This is a genomic window from Pseudonocardia sp. 2-7 (assembly GCF_056341085.1).
In genome coordinates this window covers 2,861,374-2,877,568 of sequence record NZ_CP094507.1, presented here as the reverse complement: position 1 = coordinate 2,877,568, position 16,195 = coordinate 2,861,374, and the positions used below count along the sequence as shown (strand labels likewise).

Below are 16,195 nucleotides of genomic sequence, written 5' to 3'. Positions count from 1 at the left end.
CCTGCGCGCCTCCGCGCGAGACTGGCAAACATCGTTGCCAGGATGGCAAACTGCCGGTGTGGACGAGGCGATCGCGGACACCCTGGCCGGCGTCGGCCCCCGGCTGGCCGGGCTGCGCACCGCGCACGGCATGACCCTGGCCGACCTGTCGGAGGCCACCGGCATCTCGGTGAGCACGCTGTCGCGCCTCGAGTCCGGCGGGCGCCGTCCGACCCTGGAGCTGCTGCTCCCGATCGCGGCCGCCCACCAGGTGCCGCTCGACGAGCTCGTCGCCGCCCCACCGGTCGGCGACCCGCGGGTGCGGCTGCGGCCGCGCCGGGCCAACGGGATGACCGTCGTCCCGCTGACCGAGCGCCCCGGCGGGCTGCAGGCGTTCAAGATGCTCATCCCGTTCCGCGGCGACGAGCCCGACCCGCGGGTGCACGAGGGCTACGAGTGGCTCTACGTCCTCGACGGCAGGCTGCGCCTGGTCCTCGGCGGGCACGACGTCGTGCTCGGCGCCGGGGAGGCCGCCGAGTTCGACACCCACGTCCCGCACTGGTTCGGCTCCGCCGACCGCGACCGCGCCGTCGAGCTCCTCAGTCTGTTCGGCCCGCAGGGCGAGAAGATCCACACCCGCGCCGCGCCGCGGGAGCGCCGCACCGCAGGCAACTGAGGCTGAGCCTCAGTCGAAGAACGCGGGCACGTCCACCGGGCCGCCCGCCTCGGCGAACTCCGCCGCGACCGCCCCGCGCAGCGCCTCGTCGTACAGCAGGTCGGCCACCACCGCCGCCAGCCCGGCGGCGCCGTCGAGCACCGCGCGGTCCCCGGCCGCGCTCGCGGCGGCCTCGGCGAACCCGGTGGTGTGCAGCGCGGTGCCCGGCTCCGCGATCGCGATCATCGGATGGATCGACGGCACCCGCAACGAGACGTTGCCCAGGTCGGTCGACCCGGTCTCGGTCTCCGGCACCACCCCGCGCGGGTACACCGTGCGCCCCCGCCCGGCCTGGTGCACCGCCCAGCGCGCGGCGAGGGTCCGGTTGTGGCGGATCGGCAGGTACGGCGGGCGCGGGTCCCACTCCAGGGTGTGGCCGCAGCCGGTCATCGCCGCCGCCGCGACGGCGATCGCCTCCACCCGCGTGGTCAGGTCCCGCAACGTCTCCGGGCGCTGCGAGCGCAGGTAGTAGCGCGCCGCCGCCCGCTCCGGCACGACGTTGGGTGCCTGCCCGCCGTCGACGACGACGCCGTGCACCCGGTCGGAGTCGGGGATGTGCTGGCGCAGCATCGCGATCCCCTGGTAGCCCAGGACGACCGCGTCCAGGGCGTTGCGGCCCCGGTGCGGCTGGGCCGAGGCGTGCGCGGCGACCCCGTGGTAGGTCACCTCCAGCTGACGGCGCCCCAGGAACGGGTGGTCGGCGATGTCGTGGGCGAACGGGTGCAGCATCACCGCGGCGTCGACGCCGTCGAAGGCACCGTCGCGGGCCATCGTCTCCTTCCCGCCCCCGCCCTCCTCCGCCGGCGTGCCGAGCAGCACCACGGTGCCGCCCACCGGGTGCGCGGCGAGCACCCGCGCCAGCGCCAGGAACGCGCCCACCGCCGCCGAGCAGATCACGTTGTGCCCGCAGGCGTGCCCGATGCCGGGCAGCGCGTCGTACTCGGCGAGCACCGCGACCGCCGGGCCGTCCCCGGAGCCGAGCGTCGCCCGCAGCGCCGTGTCCAGCCCGTGCACGCCGACGGCGGCGTCGACCCCGTGCCCGGCCGGCAGCGCGGCCACCGCGGCGACCGAGCGGTGCTCGGACAACGCGGTCTCCGGGTGGGCGTGCAGGTCGTGCGAGAGCGCCAGCAGCTCGTCCCGCAGCTCCTCGACCGCGGTCGCCACCGCCTCCCGCACCGCGGCGGGGGCGCCGTCGTGGGGGGAGGTGATCGGCCCGGCCGCCGCCGCGCGCACCGCGGTCTCCCGGGCCACGACCTCGTCGTACGCCGACGACGGCGGGACCGGCAGCCCGTGGTCCGGGCAGGTCACGGCGCCGCCGCCGCGTCCAGGGCCTTCCGCAGCCGCCCGACCGAGGACTCCAGACCCCACCTCCGTGCCAGCTCGTCGAGCCGGTCCGGGTCGGCGAACGACGCCGGGAGCACGTCGTCGCGGCTCAGGTCGACCTCGGCGTCGGTCCGCACCCGCACCACCGGCTCGACGACGTCGAGGTAGTCCCGCGCCGCCGCCAGCTTCGCCCGCGGCCCCGCCCCGATCCGGGTGTCGCCGTCGCCGACCGCGGCCAGCAGCTCCGCCCACGAGCCGAACCGGCCCACCAGCGTCGCCGCGGTCTTCGCCCCGACCCCGGGCACCCCGGGCAGCCCGTCGGAGGGGTCCCCGCGCAGCATCGCCATCTCCGCGTACGCCGCGCCCGCCCGCTCCCGGGGCACCCCGAACTTCTCGGCGACGTCGTCCGGGCCCAGGTTCTCGGCCTTGTTCAGCCCGCGGCCGATGTACAGCAGCCGCACCGGGGGGGCGTCGCGCACGATCTGCATGAGGTCCCGGTCCCCGGACACCCCCAGCACCGGGTCGGAGGCCTCCCGGTGGGCCAGGGTCCCGATCACGTCGTCGGCCTCGCAGCCCACGGCCCCGCCGGTCGCGATCCCCGCCGCGGCCAGCACCTCCATGATCAGCGGCACCTGCGGGGCGAGGGTGTCCGGCACCTCCTCGGGCACCCCGGCCGGCACCTCGTCGCCGGCCCGGCCCGCCTCCACCCGGTGCGCCTTGTACGACGGCAGCGCGTCCACCCGGAACGCCGGCCGCCAGTCCAGGTCGAGGCAGGCCACCAGCCGCACCGGGCGGTGCTCGGTGACCAGCCGCGCGATCATGTCGGTGAACCCGCGCACCGCGTTCACCGGCGTCCCGTCCGGGGCGGTGACGCTCTCCGGCACGCCGAAGTAGGCACGGAAGTACATGCTCGCGGAGTCCAGCAGCATCAGCGGGCGCTCACTCATGCCGCGAGTCTGGCACCGCCGCCGTACCCGGGTGGGCGCCGGACCCGCGCGGACCGTGCAGAATGCCCGGTGTGGAGAACAGCGGAACCACCACGAACAGCGGACCTGCTGCGGTCACCGGGCGCGACGACTGGACCGCCGAGCGGGATCTGTTCGTCGTCACCGAGCAGCGCGGTGGCCCCGCCGAGGACGCCCTGGCCGACACCGGCCCGCTCGCCCGCGAGTTCGCCGCCCTCACCGGCGCCCTGCTCGCCTCCGGCTCGGTCGCCGACGTCCTCGCCCGGGTCGTCGCCGCGGTCCGCCGGGTCGTGCCCGGCGCGGACATGGTCAGCGTCACCCTCCGCGACGACGACGGCCGCTTCCACACCCCGGTCGAGACCGACCCCGCCGCCTCCTCGATCGACGAGGCCCAGTACACCAGCGGCTGCGGCCCCTGTGTCGAGGCCGCCCGCGCCGACGGTCCCGCGCTGGCGTTCTCCGACGACCTCGCCGCCGAGAGCCGCTGGAGCGACTTCGCCCACGCCGCCGTCGGGCACGGGTTCCACTCGGTGCTGGCGGTCTCGCTGATCCCCGACGCCGAGCCGCCGCGGCTGCCCGGCGCGCTCAACGTCTACGCCACCGACCGCCGGGCGTTCACCTCCGCCGACCGCGACCGCCTGATGCTGCTCGCCACGCACGCGTCGCTGGCCCTGGCCACCTGCGTCGCCGTGTCCGACGCCGGGCTCCAGGAGACCCAGCTGCGCCAGGCGATCGCCTCGCGCGACGTGATCGGCCAGGCCAAGGGCATCCTGATGGCGCGCCGCGGGCTCACCGCCGAGGAGGCCTTCGACGTGCTCCGACGCACCTCCCAGGACCTCAACGTCAAGCTCGTCGAGCTCGCCGGGACCGTCACCGCGCACCCCACCGCGCTCGACACCGACTGACCCGCCCTCCGGCTCCGCAGGCGTCGGGTCACGCAGCGCGTCCGGACGCCCACCGGCTTCCGCCCGGCCCACGCCGCGGTGCTCCGGGTGGCGGTCGTGTACCCCCCGTGCCCGCCTACGCTCACGGTCATGACCGATGCCGTCCCCACCGAGCTGCTCGCCGACCGGCTGCGCCGTGCCGGTGAGCACGCCGCCGAGCAGGGCACCGACGTGCTGTTCCTGACCCCGGGAACCGACCTGCGCTACCTGACCGGGTTCGACGGGTCCTCGCACGAGCGCCTGACCTGCCTGATCGTCCCGGCCGCCGGGCACCGGGCGCCGCCCGCGCTCGTCGTCCCGTCGCTGGAGGCGCCCGGGTTCGCCGGTGTGCCGCTGGAGGCGCTCGGCATCGACCTGGTCACCTGGACCGACGGCGAGGACCCGTACCTGCTGGTCAGCGACCTCGCCGGCGGCCCCACCCGGATGTCGGTCGACGACGACATGCCCGCCCGCCACGTCCTCGGCCTGCGCCACGCCTTCCCCGACGTCCCGCAGTACCTCGGCGGCACCGTGCTGCGCGAGCTCCGCATGCGCAAGGACCCGGCCGAGATCGACCGCCTGCGCGAGGCCGGCGCCGCCATCGACCGGGTGCACCGGCGGATGGGCGAGTTCCTGCGCCCCGGCCGCACCGAGGCCGAGGTCGGCGCCGACATCACCGCCGCGATCATCGCCGAGGGCCACACCGAGGCCGCGTTCGTCATCGTCGGCTCCGGCCCCAACGGCGCCAGCCCGCACCACGACGTCTCCGACCGCGTGATCGAGGCCGGCGACGTCGTCGTCATCGACATCGGCGGACCGCTGCCCGGCGGCTACAACTCCGACTGCACCCGCACCTACGCCGTCGGCGGCGAGCCCGGCCCGGACGTCAAGGAGACCTACGCGGTGCTGCAGGAGGCCCAGGAGCGCGCCGTCGCCGCCGTCCGGCCCGGTGCCACCGCCGCCGACATCGACGCCGCCGCCCGCGAGCACATCGCCGCCGCCGGGCACGGTGAGCACTTCATCCACCGCACCGGGCACGGCATCGGCCTCGACGTGCACGAGGAGCCCTACATCGTCGGCGGCAACGACCTCGTCCTGACCGAGGGCATGACCTTCTCGATCGAGCCCGGCATCTACCAGGCCGGCAAGTGGGGCGCCCGGATCGAGGACATCGTCGTCGTCACCGCCGACGGCGTGGAGCGGCTCAACACCACCGCCCGCGACCTCGTCGTCCTGTAACGACCCCCGGGGCGCGTTCGGGGTCACCCTCCGGGTGTTCCCCGAGCGCGCCGGGCCCCGGTGGTGCCAGGGTGGGGGAGGTCCCACCCGCACCACGAAGGAGCACCCCGTGAACATGCCCGTGACCCAGCGTCTCGTCCGTCCCCGCAACGGGAAGGTGATCGCCGGGGTCTGCGCCGGGCTGGCCGACCGTTTCGGGATGGGTCGCAACACCGTGCGGTTCCTGTTCGTGCTGTCCTGCCTGCTGCCCGGCCCGCAGTTCGTCATCTACCTGGCGCTCTGGCTGATCATGCCGAGGAGCACCGTCTGACCGGTGTGAGCGCCGTCGCGGGGGCCCGGTGTGGACCCGTGACGGCGGCCCTGCCATCATCTCCCGCGTGATCGAGCCGACGACCGCCGCCGCCGCGCGCCCCGTGCGCGCCGCCGTGTGTCGCTGTCGTCGGGGTCCGTCCCCGCGCGGCTGACACTGCCGTCCCGGCTCACCGTCCGTGGACCGCTCGCGCCGCCCGGGTACCGACCCGCTCCGGACCCGTGTCCGTACCGGCCGCCCCGGCCCCGCACGCGAAGCGATCACCAGGTGCACACCCTCTCCGGCCAGACCGTCCTGGCCCTGCACGCCCACCCCGACGACGAGTCGATCTTCACCGGCCTGACCCTGCGCCGTCTTGCCGACGCGGGCGCCCGCGTCGTGCTCGTCATGGCCACCGGCGGCGACCTCGGCGAGTCCCGCCTCCCCCTGGAACCCGGCGAGACCGTCCCCGACCGCCGCCGCCGCGAGCTCACCGACGCCGCCGCCCTGCTCGGCGTGCACCGCCTGGTGCTGCTCGGGCACCGCGACTCCGGCCTGCCCGGCGGCCCCGGCCTGCGCCATCCGCGCGCCCTCGCCGCCGCCGACCCCGTCGCGCTCGGCCGCGCCGTCGCTGAGATCGTCGACGCCGAGGGCGCGGGCACCGTCCTGCACGACGACGACGCCGGCATCTACGGCCATCCCGACCACCGCGCCGCACACGCCGCGGGCGCCATCGCCTGCTCGCTCACCGGCGCCCACGGCTACCGGATGACCGTCGACCGCGAGCACCTCGCGCTGGCCGCGCGTGACCGGCACCTCGTCCACGGCGCCGCGCACGCCGCCGGCGTCGGCTACGGCCGGGTCACCGCCGAGATCGCCGTCGCCGTCGGGGGCGGCCCGGCCGAGCTCGCCGTGAAGCGGGCCGCGATGCTCGCCCACGCCAGCCAGATCGCCCCGGACGCGGTCGACGAGGCGGGCTTCGCCGCCGCCTACGGCTACGAGTGGTTCCTCCCCGGCGAGAACACCGGCGGCCGGGCCCGCGGCGGTGTCCTGGAGGCGCTGGGCAACGCCCATCTGCTCGCCGGGACCCGCTGACCGCCGCCCCGTCCCGCGCCGGTTCCCGCCCCGGGCCCGGTCCCGCGTCCGATGCCGCCGCGTCGGGCGGTCGCGGCGCTCCACTACGCTGTCCGCACGACCGCGCTCCGCCGCAGCACGACGAGCGGTGACCGAGCAGGTGCGGTCGGTACGGGTAGGGTCGCCCGGTCGACACCGATCGGGCGGGGGAGAGGACGAGCATGGTCGAACCGCCGGGCCCGGTCCTGGTCGTGGTTCCCACCTACGACGAGCGGGAGAACCTCGGTCCCGCCGTCGCGCGGCTGCACGCCGCGCTGCCCGACGCCGACGTCCTCGTCGTCGACGACGCCAGCCCCGACGGCACCGGAGAGCTCGCCGACGCCCTCGCCGCCGCCGACGAGCGGGTCCGCGTCCTGCACCGCTCCGGCAAGGACGGCCTCGGCGCCGCCTACCTCGACGGCTTCCGGCACGCGCTGACCGGCGAGCACCAGGTCGTCGTCGAGATGGACGCCGACGGCTCGCACGCCCCCGAGGACCTCCCCGCGCTGCTCGCCGCCCTGACCGACGCCGACGTCGTCCTCGGCTCCCGCTACGTGCCCGGCGGGCGCGTCGTGAACTGGCCATGGCACCGCGAGCTCCTCTCCCGCGGCGGCAATCTCTACTCCCGCCTCGCACTCGGCGTGCCGCTGCGCGACATCACCGGCGGCTACCGCGTCTACCGGCGCACCGTGCTCGAGCAGCTGCAGCTGGACTCGGTCGCCTCCCAGGGCTACTGCTTCCAGGTGGACATGGCCTGGCGGGCCCTGCAGGCCGGGTTCCGGGTCAGCGAGGTCCCGATCACCTTCACCGAGCGCGAGCGCGGTGCGTCCAAGATGAGCGGCGGCATCGTCGCCGAGGCGCTGTGGCGGGTCACCTGCTGGGGCCTGTCGCACCGGCTCGGCCGCGACACTCCCCAGCGCCCCGCGGGGCCGGTCACCGAGGGCGCCGCACACGGCTGAGCCGCGCGGCGCCCCCGGGTGCGCTCAGGCGCGCGCCGGCAGGGCCGCCAGCTCCGGCACCAGGTCGTCGAGACCCAGCGTGCCCTGCGCGAGCGCGGCGGCGTGCCACGCGGCGAGGTCGAACTCCTCCCCGCGGGCGGCGTGCGCGGCCCGGGCCCGCTCCCGCCCGGTCAGCCAGGCCCGCTCGCCCAGCTTGTAGCCGATCGCCTGGGCCGGTCCGCCGAGGTAGCGCAGCAGCTCCGAGTCGGCCATCGCGTCCCCGCCGCCGACGTGCCGGCCGAAGAACTCCCGCCCCAGCTCCGGGGTCCACCGCTGACCGGCACCGACCGGGGAGTCGTCGGGTACCGGCAGCGACAGGTGCATCCCCAGATCGATCACCACACGCACCGCGCGCAGCATCTGGGCGTTGAGGTAGCCCAGCCGCGACCCCGGGTCGGAGTGGTGGCCCAGCTCGTCCATCAGCCGCTCCGCGTAGAGCGCCCAGCCCTCCACGTCCGCGCTCACCGCACCCACCAGCGACGTCTGGAACGTCGACAGCTCCCGGCTGCGCACCGCCCACGACGCCAGCTGCAGGTGGTGGCCCGGGACGCCCTCGTGGTACCAGGTGCTGATCAGGTCCCAGAGCGGGTAGCGGTCGTCCTCGCTCGCGGGCAGCCAGGTCCGGCCCGGCCGCGAGAAGTCCAGCGCCGGCGGTGTGTAGTACGGCGCCGCCGCACTGCCCGCCGGCGCCAGCCGGGACTCGACCTCCCGCAGCCGGCCGGACAGGTCGAAGTGGACGCCGTCGAGCTCGGCGATCGTGTCGTCCATGATCTTCTGCAGGTGCGCCCGGGCGGCCTCCCCGCCCACGACGACCCCGGTCGAGCCCCCGTCGGTCTCCAGGAACTCCATCGCCTCGCGCACGCTGCCGCCGGGCACGATCCGCGCGGCCTCGACGGCCATCTCCTCACGGATCCGGCGGAACTCCGACCAGCCCCACTCGTAGACCTCGACGGTGTCGATGTCGGCGCCGTTCCAGAACCGGTTCGCGATCCGGTACCGGTCGGGGCCCACGCCGACCGGGGTCCCCTCCGCGGCCGGCAGGTACTCCGCGGCCAGCCAGTCCCGCAGCTCGCCCAGCGCCGCCGTCGCCTCCCGCGCACCGCGGTCCAGGTCGGCGCGCACGGCGTCACCGACGGAGGCGTCCGCGGCGAACCCGGCGAACCAGCCACGGCCGCCCGCGTCGCCGTTCCAGGCGTCGATCTGCTCGGTCACCCGCACCACCTGGCGCGGCGCGGCGAACAGCCCGCGACGGCGGCCCTCGGCCAGCGACGCCCGGTACCCGGCGAGTGCCTCGGGGACCCGCGCCATCCGCGCGGCCACGGTGGCCCAGTCCTCGTCGCCGTCGACGGGCATGAGGGTGAACGCGGTCCGCAGGGTCGCCAGCGGTCCGAACAGCTCCTGCACCGCACGCAACGGCTCCCCGGAGGTCAGGTGGTCGAGCTGGGCGCCGAGACGCTCACGCAGCAGCCGCGCGCAGCGACGCTCGTCGGGGTCCGCGGGCTGCCGGGCGCCCGTGGTGGTGTCCAGCCGCTCCAGGGTCTCCCGGCAGGCGGCGACGAGCGCGGCGGTGCCGTCGGGGGAGAGGTCGGGCAGCTCGTCCTGCCGCTCGGTCCAGCCGAGGTCGCCGGCGAGGACCGGGTCGAGCTCGGCGAGGCGCCGGACGTGGTCGTCGGCGAGGTCGCGGACCGCTCGGGCGGGGCGGGAGGGGCTGGCGGTGCCGGTCTGCTGATCGTTCATCACCGGTCATCATGCCCGCACGCGACGGAGCCCGGACCCCCTGAGGGATCCGGGCTCCGTGGTCACCGGGTGGTGGTCCGGTGTGTGCCTGCGGTGCGGCCGGGATCAGGCGATCTCGGCGCGCCGCTCGCGCAGCAGCTCCAGGCGCTCGTCGAGCAGCTCCTCGAGCTCGGCGATCGACCGGCGCTCGAGCAGCATGTCCCAGTGCGTACGCGGCGGCTTCTGCTTCTTCTGCTCCGGCTCGGTCCCGTCCACCCGACGACCGACGCCGCCCTGCGGGGACTCCCACGTCGCGGGAGCCTCGGCGTCGTTCGCGAACGGCACCTGGAACTCGTAGCCGGACTCGGACACATAACGGACCATCTGCCGCGGCGCCAGGTCGTGGTTGCGGTCCGTCTCGTAGCTGACAGCCCCGAGCCGGCTGCCACGCAGAACGCGGTCGGCCATGCGTCACCCTCCTGTAGCGCGATGTCGAGGGAGCACCTCGACGGTTACGTCTTCGCCACCGGGTGTAACGTACGTGGAGCTACGGTATTCCGGCGGCAGGGCAGAACAGACCCGCTCGAGTTACCTCGCGGTAACCCGCTCTGCGCCCGATTGACCAGTGTTCCCTATCGCCGCCCGTTACACACTCCGATGTGACGTGTCAGCCATGTGTGACGGTGCCCACCCGGGTGTCGACGAGTGTTCATACAGCCGACCGGACCGGTGCACGGTCGGGGGAGCGCACCGGCAGCAATGCGACCAGTCCCGCCGCCAGGACCAGCACGATCCCGATCGTCCCGGCCCGGTCCGAGCCGAACACGTAGGTGAACAGGCCGATGAGCGCCGGCGCCAGGAACGACACCGCGCGCCCGGTCGTCGCGTACAGACCGAACAGCTGGCCCTCCTGCTGCGCCGGGCACACCCGCAGCAGGTACGACCGCGACGACGCCTGCGCCGGCCCCACGAACAGCCCCAGCACCAGCCCGAAGATCCAGAACATGGTCGGCCCGGACACGAACAGCAGGATCACACCCACCGCCACACTCCCGGCGAGCGACCCCACCACGACGGCCTTGGGCCCCAGCCGGTCGTCCAGCCGGCCGCCCATCACACAGCCCAGCGCCGCGACCACGTTGATCGCCACACCGAAGATCAGCACCTGGCCCGGCTCCAGCCCGTACACCGTCACCGCCAGGACCCCGCCGAAGGCGAAGACCGCGTTGAGGCCGTCCCGGTACAGCGCGCTCGCCCCGAGGAAGTACACCGTGTGCGGGCTGGCCCGGTAGAGCGCGCGCAGGTCGGCCACCAGTCTGCGGTAGGAGCCGACCACGCCCAGCTTCGGTGCGTCCGGCGCCACCGGTGGAGTCTCGGGCAGCAGGAGGAACATCGGCGCGGCGAACACCGCGAACCACACCGCCGCCACCAGCACCGCGATCCGCACGTCCAGACCGTCGGCGGTGGGGACACCGAGCAAGCCGCCGTCACCGGACAGCAGGAACGCGTACACCCCGAGCAGCAGCACGATCCCGCCGATGTAGCCCAGCGACCAGCCGAAGCCCGACACCCGCCCGACCGTCGTCGGCGTCGACACCTGCGCCATCAGCGCGTAGTACGACACGTACGCCAGCTCGACGAAGATCGACGCCAGCGCCAGCAGCAGCAGACCGAGCCACAGGTAGGACCAGTCGTCGCGGACGAAGAACATCCCGGCCATGCAGAGCACGACCAGCGCCGTCCACACCCCGGTCGCCCGCAGTCGCCGCCCCGTGCGGTCCGCGCTCTGCCCGACCACCGGCGCCATCAGTGCGATCAGCACCCCGGCGGCCGCGGTCGACCACGCCAGCCAGCTGTTCGCACTGACCGAGCCCGGCAGGTCCGCCCCGACGGCGTCGGTCAGGTACACCGAGAACACGAAGGTCAGCGCGATGTGCTGGAACCCCGAGGAGCCCCAGTCCCAGAGCCCCCAGGCCCACAGCCGGGATCGGCGGGGCGGGGCCGGCTCTGCGGTCGGAGCGGTCGAGGCGGTCACGGCGCGAGCGTATCGACGCCCGCGGGACCCGGCCTCCGATCATCTACGCAGGCGCCCACCCGGTCAGCTCCCGACGACGTCGAGCAGCCGGTCCGGCCGGTCGGACAGCAACCCGTCCACCCCGAGGGCCAGCAGCCGTCGCATCTGCTCGGTCTCGTCCACCGTCCACACGTGCACCTCGTGCCCGGCCCGGTGCGCCGCCTCGACGAACCGGCGGTCCGACGCCACCGGGATCAGCCCGAACATCGGCGGGACCTGCGCGAACACCCCCGCCGACGCCGGCAGCAGCCGGCCCGGGACGCCCCACGCGCGGGCCCGCAGCGCCACCACCTCGGCCTGCCCCATCGACGTGCACAGCCTCGGCCCGGCCAGCCTCCGGGCGACGCCCAGCCAGCGGGTGGAGAACGAGCCCAGGCACACCCGGTCCCAGGCGTCGGCGGCGTCGAGCACCGCCAACGTCGGCGCGACGACCTCGGCCGACTTCAGCTCGATCGTCACCCGCACGCCGGGGACCGCGTCGAGCACCTCGGCCAGCCGCGGCAGCGGCTCGGTGCGTTGTGTCCCCGTGATCCGCACGGTGTCGAGCTCCGCGGCGGGGCGCGCGTCGATCCGGCCGGTGCCGTCGGTGGTGCGGTCCAGCGTCGGGTCGTGGTGCACGAACGGCACCCCGTCGGCGCTGGCGTGCACGTCCATCTCGACGTAGCGCAGACCGTGGTCGGCGGCGGCGGTGAACGCGGCGACGGTGTTCTCGCAACCTGCCAGCTCGCCGATGTGCCAGCCACGGTGGGCGTAGGCGCGGGGGTGCGGACCGTCGAGGTACGGGTGGTGCACGGCGGTCAGCCTGGCACCTGCCCGATCACGCCACCACGGGGGAGCCGGAAACCCTCGGTGTCGATCAGGGGACGCATGAGGTCGCCGTGCGTGTCCAGCCGGGCCGGCAGGTCGTCGAGGGTGAACACCAGGTCCGCGGGCTCGCGGCAGCCCTCGACCTCCGCCCACGTCACCGGGGTCGCGACGGTGGGTCGCTCGCGGCCGCGCAGCGAGTACGAGGCGATGGTGGTCTTGGCGGTGTTGTTCTGACTCCAGTCGACGAAGACCTTGCCGCGCCGACGGGCCCGGGTCATCACCGCGATCACCTCGCGCCGGTGCTCCTCGGCCAGCCGCTCGGCCACCTCGCGGGCGAACCCACTGGTCCGCTCCGGAGCGGTGACCCGCGCCGGCAGGTAGAGCTGCATCCCCTTGCCGCCCGACGTCGACGGGTACGCCACGAGTCCGTGCTCGTCGAGCAGGTCCCGCACCCACAGCGCCACCCGGCAGCACTCCACGATCGTCGTGCCCTCGCCCGGGTCCAGGTCGAACACCACGCGGTCCGGCGGGTGGCGTCCGTCGCGCGGGCCCAGGCGCCACTGCGGCACGTGCAGCTCCAGCGCGGCCAGGTTCGCCGCCCAGGCCAGTCCCTCGGCGTCGGCGAGAACCGCGAAGTCCGCGGACTCCGACCGGCCGCCGGGCGTCCCGACGCGGGCGGTGCGCAGCCAGCCCGGCGCGTGCCGGGCCACGTTCTTCTCGAAGAACGACGACCCCTCCACCCCGTCCGGCCAGCGCTTGAGCGTCGCCGGCCGGGCGTCGAGGTGCGGCACCATCACCTCGGCGACGGCCAGGTAGTGCCCCAGCACGTCGGCCTTGGTCGTGCCGGTGGCGGGGTAGAGCACCTTGTCCGGGTTGGACAGCGACGCCCGCCCGTACCCCTCCCGTCGCGCGGCCCCGCGCTGTGCCGTCCTCCGGCTCGCCCCGTCCACCCGGACCTCCCGCCAGTCGTCGCCCGCGCCCTCGGGGTACCCGGATCCTGCCCGGACGGCGACCACCCCGGGCAGGCCCTGGTCGCGCACCGCGTCGAGCAGCCGGGCGCCCGCGTTCGGGTACGACGGCGCCGCCCGCCGGTGCGGCCCGTCCAGCGGCAGCTCCTCCAGCAGCGCGCGACGCTCCTCGGCGGGCAGCGCCCGGACGTCGCGGCCGCCGGTGTGCAGGACGTCGGCCACCCACAACTCGCCGCGGCCGGTCAGCTCGGCGTCGAGCAGGTGCCCCCCGGCGCCCAGGGCGGGCCCCAGGCCCCGCAGCGCACCCGGCGGGTCGAACGGCTCCCCGGCCCGGCCGTCGTCGTCCACGGGGCGCAGGGAGAGCCGGCCGCCGTCCACCCGCACCAGCACCCGGTGGCCACCGAAGACCGGGCGGACCGTCCAGCCGTCCCCGGTGGGCAGCCGGTCGGCGGGGCGCGGGACGGCCAGGACGACGTCGTGGGGGAGCGGCTCACCCCCGGCGTCCATGCCGTCGGGCTGGTCCCGGGTGCGGCGCAGCAGCCAGTTGTCCTTCCGCCCGCCGGAGCTGCGGTGCAGCAGCACGAAGCGGCCGCGGACGCGCCCGCCGTGCAGGACGAACGCGATCTCGCGGTCGTTCCACTTCTCGGTGTCGTAGCGGCCGTGGTCCCAGATCGCCATCCCGCCGCCGCCGTACTCGCCGCGCGGGATCTCCCCGGAGAACTCGAGGTACTCCAGCGGGTGGTCCTCGGTCCGGACGGCCATCCGGACGGTCTCGGAGTCCTCGGGCAGTCCCTTGGGGACCGCCCACGACGCCAGGACGCCGTCGCGTTCGAGCCGCAGGTCCCAGTGCAGCGCCGTCGCATGGTGCTCCTGGACGACGAACCGGTCGCCGACGGTGCCCGGCGGCCCGGCGTCGTGCTCGGGCACCGGCTCGGGCGTGCGCCGTGCGTCGCGCCGGCGGCGGTACTCGTCGAGGGGCACAGCGGCAGCGTAGTGACCGGCACCGACACCGACCGGGTCGTCGTTATGACAGTTCCGGTGGGGCCGGGACGGCTCGACGTGCGGGGAGTGCCGGTCGAATATACGTTCGACCCATGACCAACGACCACAGCACCGACGCCGTCGACCCCGGGACGGCCGAGAAGGACCCCGCGGACTGGACGACCGGCGACGAGCCGATGACCGGCCCGCAGCGTTCCTACCTGGAGACGCTGCTGCAGCAGGCCGGGCAGGACGCCCCGGAGGACCTGGACAAGCTGACCAAGGCCGAGGCCTCGAAGCGGATCGACGAGCTGCAGGACGCGACCGGCCGCGGCAACTGAGCCGGTCCGGTCAGGGCGCGACGAGTTCCACCTCGAAGCCCTCGGCGTTCTCCGCGAACAGCGCGGTGTGGTCCGGGCCGCCGGCATGCGGGTAGGCCCCGGCGAACAGCTCGGACCACCCGTGCGCGGCGCAGTCCGCGCGCAGCGCGTCGAGCCGGGCGCGGCCGGACACGGCCAGGGCCAGATGGTTCAGACCCGGACGCGTCCGGTCGTGCACGCCGTGGACGGCCGGCGACTGTTCCAGGACCACGTACACGCCCGAGGGGTGGGTCCAGATCCGGCCGCGGTCCCAGCCGTCGTCACGCAGGGTCCAGTCGAGCTCTGTGAGCAGCCAGTGGAACGACGGCGCCGTCCCGGTGAGGTCTCGGGGCCACAGCTCGACATGATGGATGGCGGTGGTCATCGATCCACCTTAGCGTCGAGCCGATAATGCACGTTATGACAGTTCGAGCGGTGCGGGCCTGCGCACCGAGGTGACCCTCCTACCCCCCGAACGGCGTCATGCCGCAAGGATCACCCGGCCCCGGTGCCTCCGAGACCTCCCGGCGTCCTAGGTTGGACGCGTGAAGGTCCTGCTGCTCGAAAACATCCACCCCGGCGCCGCCGAGGCGTTCCGACGCGACGGCTTCGAGGTCGAGACCCGGCCCGGGTCGCTCAGCGGCGACGAGCTGCACGACGCGCTCGCCGGTGTGCAGCTGCTCGGCATCCGCTCCAACACCACGATCACCGCCGAGGTGCTCGACGCCGCCAAGGACCTGCTGGCCGTCGGCTGCTTCTGCATCGGCACCAACCAGGTCGACCTCACCGCGGCCGCCGAGCGCGGCATCGCCGTGTTCAACGCGCCGTACTCGAACACGCGCAGCGTCGTCGAGCTGGTCATCGGTGAAATCGTCGTGCTGGCGCGGCGGCTGACCGAGAAGACCCAGCGGATGCACGAGGGCGTCTGGGACAAGTCCGCCAAGGGCGCGCACGAGTTCCGCGGCCGCACCCTGGGCATCGTCGGCTACGGCAACATCGGCACCCAGCTGTCCAACATGGCCGAGGCCATCGGCCTGCAGGTCGTGTTCTACGACACCGCCGACCGGCTCGCCCACGGCAACGCCCGGCGGATGCCGAGCCTGGACGCGCTGCTGGCCGAGTCCGACGTCGTCTCCATCCACGTCGACGGCCGCCCCGGCAACGCCGGCCTGTTCGGCGCCGAGCAGTTCGCCCGGATGAAGCCCCGCTCGATGTTCATCAACGCCTCGCGCGGCATGGTCACCGACGAGCACGCCCTGCGGGACAACATCCTGTCCGGGCACCTCGCGGGCGCCGCCGTCGACGTGTTCCCGGTCGAGCCCAAGGCCCAGGGCGACGAGTTCGACTCACCCCTGCGCGGCCTGGACAACGTCATCCTGACCCCGCACATCGGCGGGTCGACCCAGGAGGCGCAGGAGGGCATCGGCACCTTCGTCTCGCGCAAGATGCTCGACTTCGTGCAGCTCGGTGCCACTCCCCTGTCGGTGAACCTGCCCAACGTCGGCGCCCCGAACCCGCCCGGGGTGTTCCGGACCGCCTACCTGCACACCAGCACCCCCGGTGTGCTCGCCGACATCAACCGGCTGCTGGCCGACGCCGGCGTCAACGTCGTCGGGCAGTCGCTGTCCACCGGCGGCGACCTCGGCTATGTCCTGACCGACACCGACCAGGTCCTGCCCGAGGACGTGCTCTCGGCGCTCCGTCGGGCCGCCCAGACCGTCTGGCTGCGGTCCTACCGGCTCTGAG

General features: G+C 74.7%; 16 protein-coding genes. 8 read left to right on the top strand and 8 right to left on the bottom strand.

The genetic code is table 11. From position 1 onward, the window contains the following. Positions 1–58: 58 nt before the first annotated feature. Positions 59–655, top strand: coding sequence for a helix-turn-helix domain-containing protein (locus tag MTO91_RS13980; protein ID WP_304580074.1), 597 nt, complete (start codon positions 59–61; stop codon positions 653–655). 9 nt (positions 656–664) lie between these two features. Here the strand turns inward: MTO91_RS13980 and MTO91_RS13975 are convergent, their stop codons facing one another. Both MTO91_RS13975 and MTO91_RS13970 read right to left on the bottom strand, forming a co-directional pair. After that, positions 665–2,002 carry a M20 family metallopeptidase gene (locus tag MTO91_RS13975; RefSeq protein ID WP_476651454.1) on the bottom strand — a complete coding sequence of 446 codons (1,338 nt, stop codon included), beginning with the start codon at positions 2,000–2,002 and terminating at the stop codon, positions 665–667. Beyond that, complete coding sequence (locus MTO91_RS13970) at positions 1,999–2,964, bottom strand: 5'-3' exonuclease (RefSeq protein ID WP_476651452.1); 966 nt, start codon at positions 2,962–2,964, stop codon at positions 1,999–2,001. Before MTO91_RS13970 ends, MTO91_RS13975 begins: the two co-directional genes overlap by 4 nt. Positions 2,965–3,035: 71 nt before the next feature. Here MTO91_RS13970 and MTO91_RS13965 point away from each other — a divergent pair, with 71 nt between their 5' ends. The 5 genes from MTO91_RS13965 (at position 3,036) to MTO91_RS13945 (ending at position 7,505) form a co-directional block, all read left to right on the top strand. Then, positions 3,036–3,887 (top strand): GAF and ANTAR domain-containing protein, encoded by an 852-nt coding sequence (locus tag MTO91_RS13965; protein WP_374231367.1) that lies wholly within the window; start codon positions 3,036–3,038, stop codon positions 3,885–3,887. 129 nt (positions 3,888–4,016) lie between these two features. Then, positions 4,017–5,144, top strand: a complete 1,128-nt coding sequence (locus MTO91_RS13960) for a M24 family metallopeptidase (RefSeq protein ID WP_346107429.1) — start codon at positions 4,017–4,019, stop codon at positions 5,142–5,144. Positions 5,145–5,259: 115 nt separating this feature from the next. Continuing rightward, complete coding sequence (locus tag MTO91_RS13955) at positions 5,260–5,454, top strand: PspC domain-containing protein (RefSeq protein ID WP_345650873.1); 195 nt, start codon at positions 5,260–5,262, stop codon at positions 5,452–5,454. Positions 5,455–5,721: 267 nt separating this feature from the next. Then, complete coding sequence (locus MTO91_RS13950; RefSeq protein ID WP_224402491.1) at positions 5,722–6,528, top strand: PIG-L deacetylase family protein; 807 nt, start codon at positions 5,722–5,724, stop codon at positions 6,526–6,528. Positions 6,529–6,728: 200 nt separating this feature from the next. Continuing rightward, on the top strand, positions 6,729–7,505 hold the full coding sequence (locus MTO91_RS13945) for a polyprenol monophosphomannose synthase (RefSeq protein ID WP_476651450.1): 777 nt from the start codon (positions 6,729–6,731) through the stop codon (positions 7,503–7,505). 24 nt (positions 7,506–7,529) lie between these two features. Here MTO91_RS13945 and MTO91_RS13940 read toward each other — a convergent pair whose 3' ends face one another. The 5 genes from MTO91_RS13940 to ligD form a co-directional block, all read right to left on the bottom strand. Further along, a complete protein-coding gene (locus MTO91_RS13940) occupies positions 7,530–9,281 on the bottom strand; it encodes a DUF885 domain-containing protein (protein ID WP_476651448.1) in 1,752 nt (583 codons plus the stop codon). Positions 9,282–9,386: 105 nt separating this feature from the next. After that, on the bottom strand, positions 9,387–9,728 hold the full coding sequence (locus tag MTO91_RS13935) for an RNA polymerase-binding protein RbpA (RefSeq protein WP_020627709.1): 342 nt from the start codon (positions 9,726–9,728) through the stop codon (positions 9,387–9,389). Between the two features lie 241 nt (positions 9,729–9,969). Next, positions 9,970–11,295: an MFS transporter gene (locus MTO91_RS13930; protein WP_476651446.1), complete on the bottom strand. Its 1,326-nt coding sequence runs from the start codon at positions 11,293–11,295 to the stop codon at positions 9,970–9,972. A gap of 63 nt (positions 11,296–11,358) precedes the next feature. Beyond that, positions 11,359–12,126: a glycerophosphodiester phosphodiesterase family protein gene (locus MTO91_RS13925; protein WP_476651445.1), complete on the bottom strand. Its 768-nt coding sequence runs from the start codon at positions 12,124–12,126 to the stop codon at positions 11,359–11,361. Positions 12,127–12,131: 5 nt separating this feature from the next. Beyond that, the gene (gene ligD, locus MTO91_RS13920; RefSeq protein ID WP_476651443.1) at positions 12,132–14,090 is read right to left on the bottom strand and encodes a non-homologous end-joining DNA ligase; all 1,959 of its coding nucleotides are present in this window, start codon (positions 14,088–14,090) and stop codon (positions 12,132–12,134) included. A gap of 113 nt (positions 14,091–14,203) precedes the next feature. Here ligD and MTO91_RS13915 point away from each other — a divergent pair, with 113 nt between their 5' ends. Then, positions 14,204–14,431: a DUF3072 domain-containing protein gene (locus MTO91_RS13915; protein ID WP_226357144.1), complete on the top strand. Its 228-nt coding sequence runs from the start codon at positions 14,204–14,206 to the stop codon at positions 14,429–14,431. A 10-nt stretch (positions 14,432–14,441) separates the two neighbouring features. Here the strand turns inward: MTO91_RS13915 and MTO91_RS13910 are convergent, their stop codons facing one another. After that, entirely contained in the window at positions 14,442–14,834 is a 393-nt protein-coding gene (locus MTO91_RS13910) for a VOC family protein (protein ID WP_476651442.1), read from the bottom strand. A gap of 160 nt (positions 14,835–14,994) precedes the next feature. Here MTO91_RS13910 and serA point away from each other — a divergent pair, with 160 nt between their 5' ends. Then, a complete protein-coding gene (gene serA, locus MTO91_RS13905) occupies positions 14,995–16,194 on the top strand; it encodes a phosphoglycerate dehydrogenase (RefSeq protein ID WP_062395041.1) in 1,200 nt (399 codons plus the stop codon). Position 16,195 lies beyond the last annotated feature (1 nt).

What these genes read in the sequence shown, in the direction of transcription:
- MTO91_RS13970 (WP_476651452.1), bottom strand. Translation starts at nt 2,964, where the DNA reads ATGAGTGAGCGCCCGCTGATGCTGCTGGACTCCGCGAGCATGTACTTC.
- MTO91_RS13960 (WP_346107429.1), top strand. Translation starts at nt 4,017, where the DNA reads ATGACCGATGCCGTCCCCACCGAGCTGCTCGCCGACCGGCTGCGCCGT.
- MTO91_RS13955 (WP_345650873.1), top strand. Translation starts at nt 5,260, where the DNA reads ATGCCCGTGACCCAGCGTCTCGTCCGTCCCCGCAACGGGAAGGTGATC.
- MTO91_RS13945 (WP_476651450.1), top strand. Translation starts at nt 6,729, where the DNA reads ATGGTCGAACCGCCGGGCCCGGTCCTGGTCGTGGTTCCCACCTACGAC.
- MTO91_RS13940 (WP_476651448.1), bottom strand. Translation starts at nt 9,281, where the DNA reads ATGAACGATCAGCAGACCGGCACCGCCAGCCCCTCCCGCCCCGCCCGA.
- MTO91_RS13935 (WP_020627709.1), bottom strand. Translation starts at nt 9,728, where the DNA reads ATGGCCGACCGCGTTCTGCGTGGCAGCCGGCTCGGGGCTGTCAGCTAC.
- MTO91_RS13915 (WP_226357144.1), top strand. Translation starts at nt 14,204, where the DNA reads ATGACCAACGACCACAGCACCGACGCCGTCGACCCCGGGACGGCCGAG.
- MTO91_RS13910 (WP_476651442.1), bottom strand. Translation starts at nt 14,834, where the DNA reads ATGACCACCGCCATCCATCATGTCGAGCTGTGGCCCCGAGACCTCACC.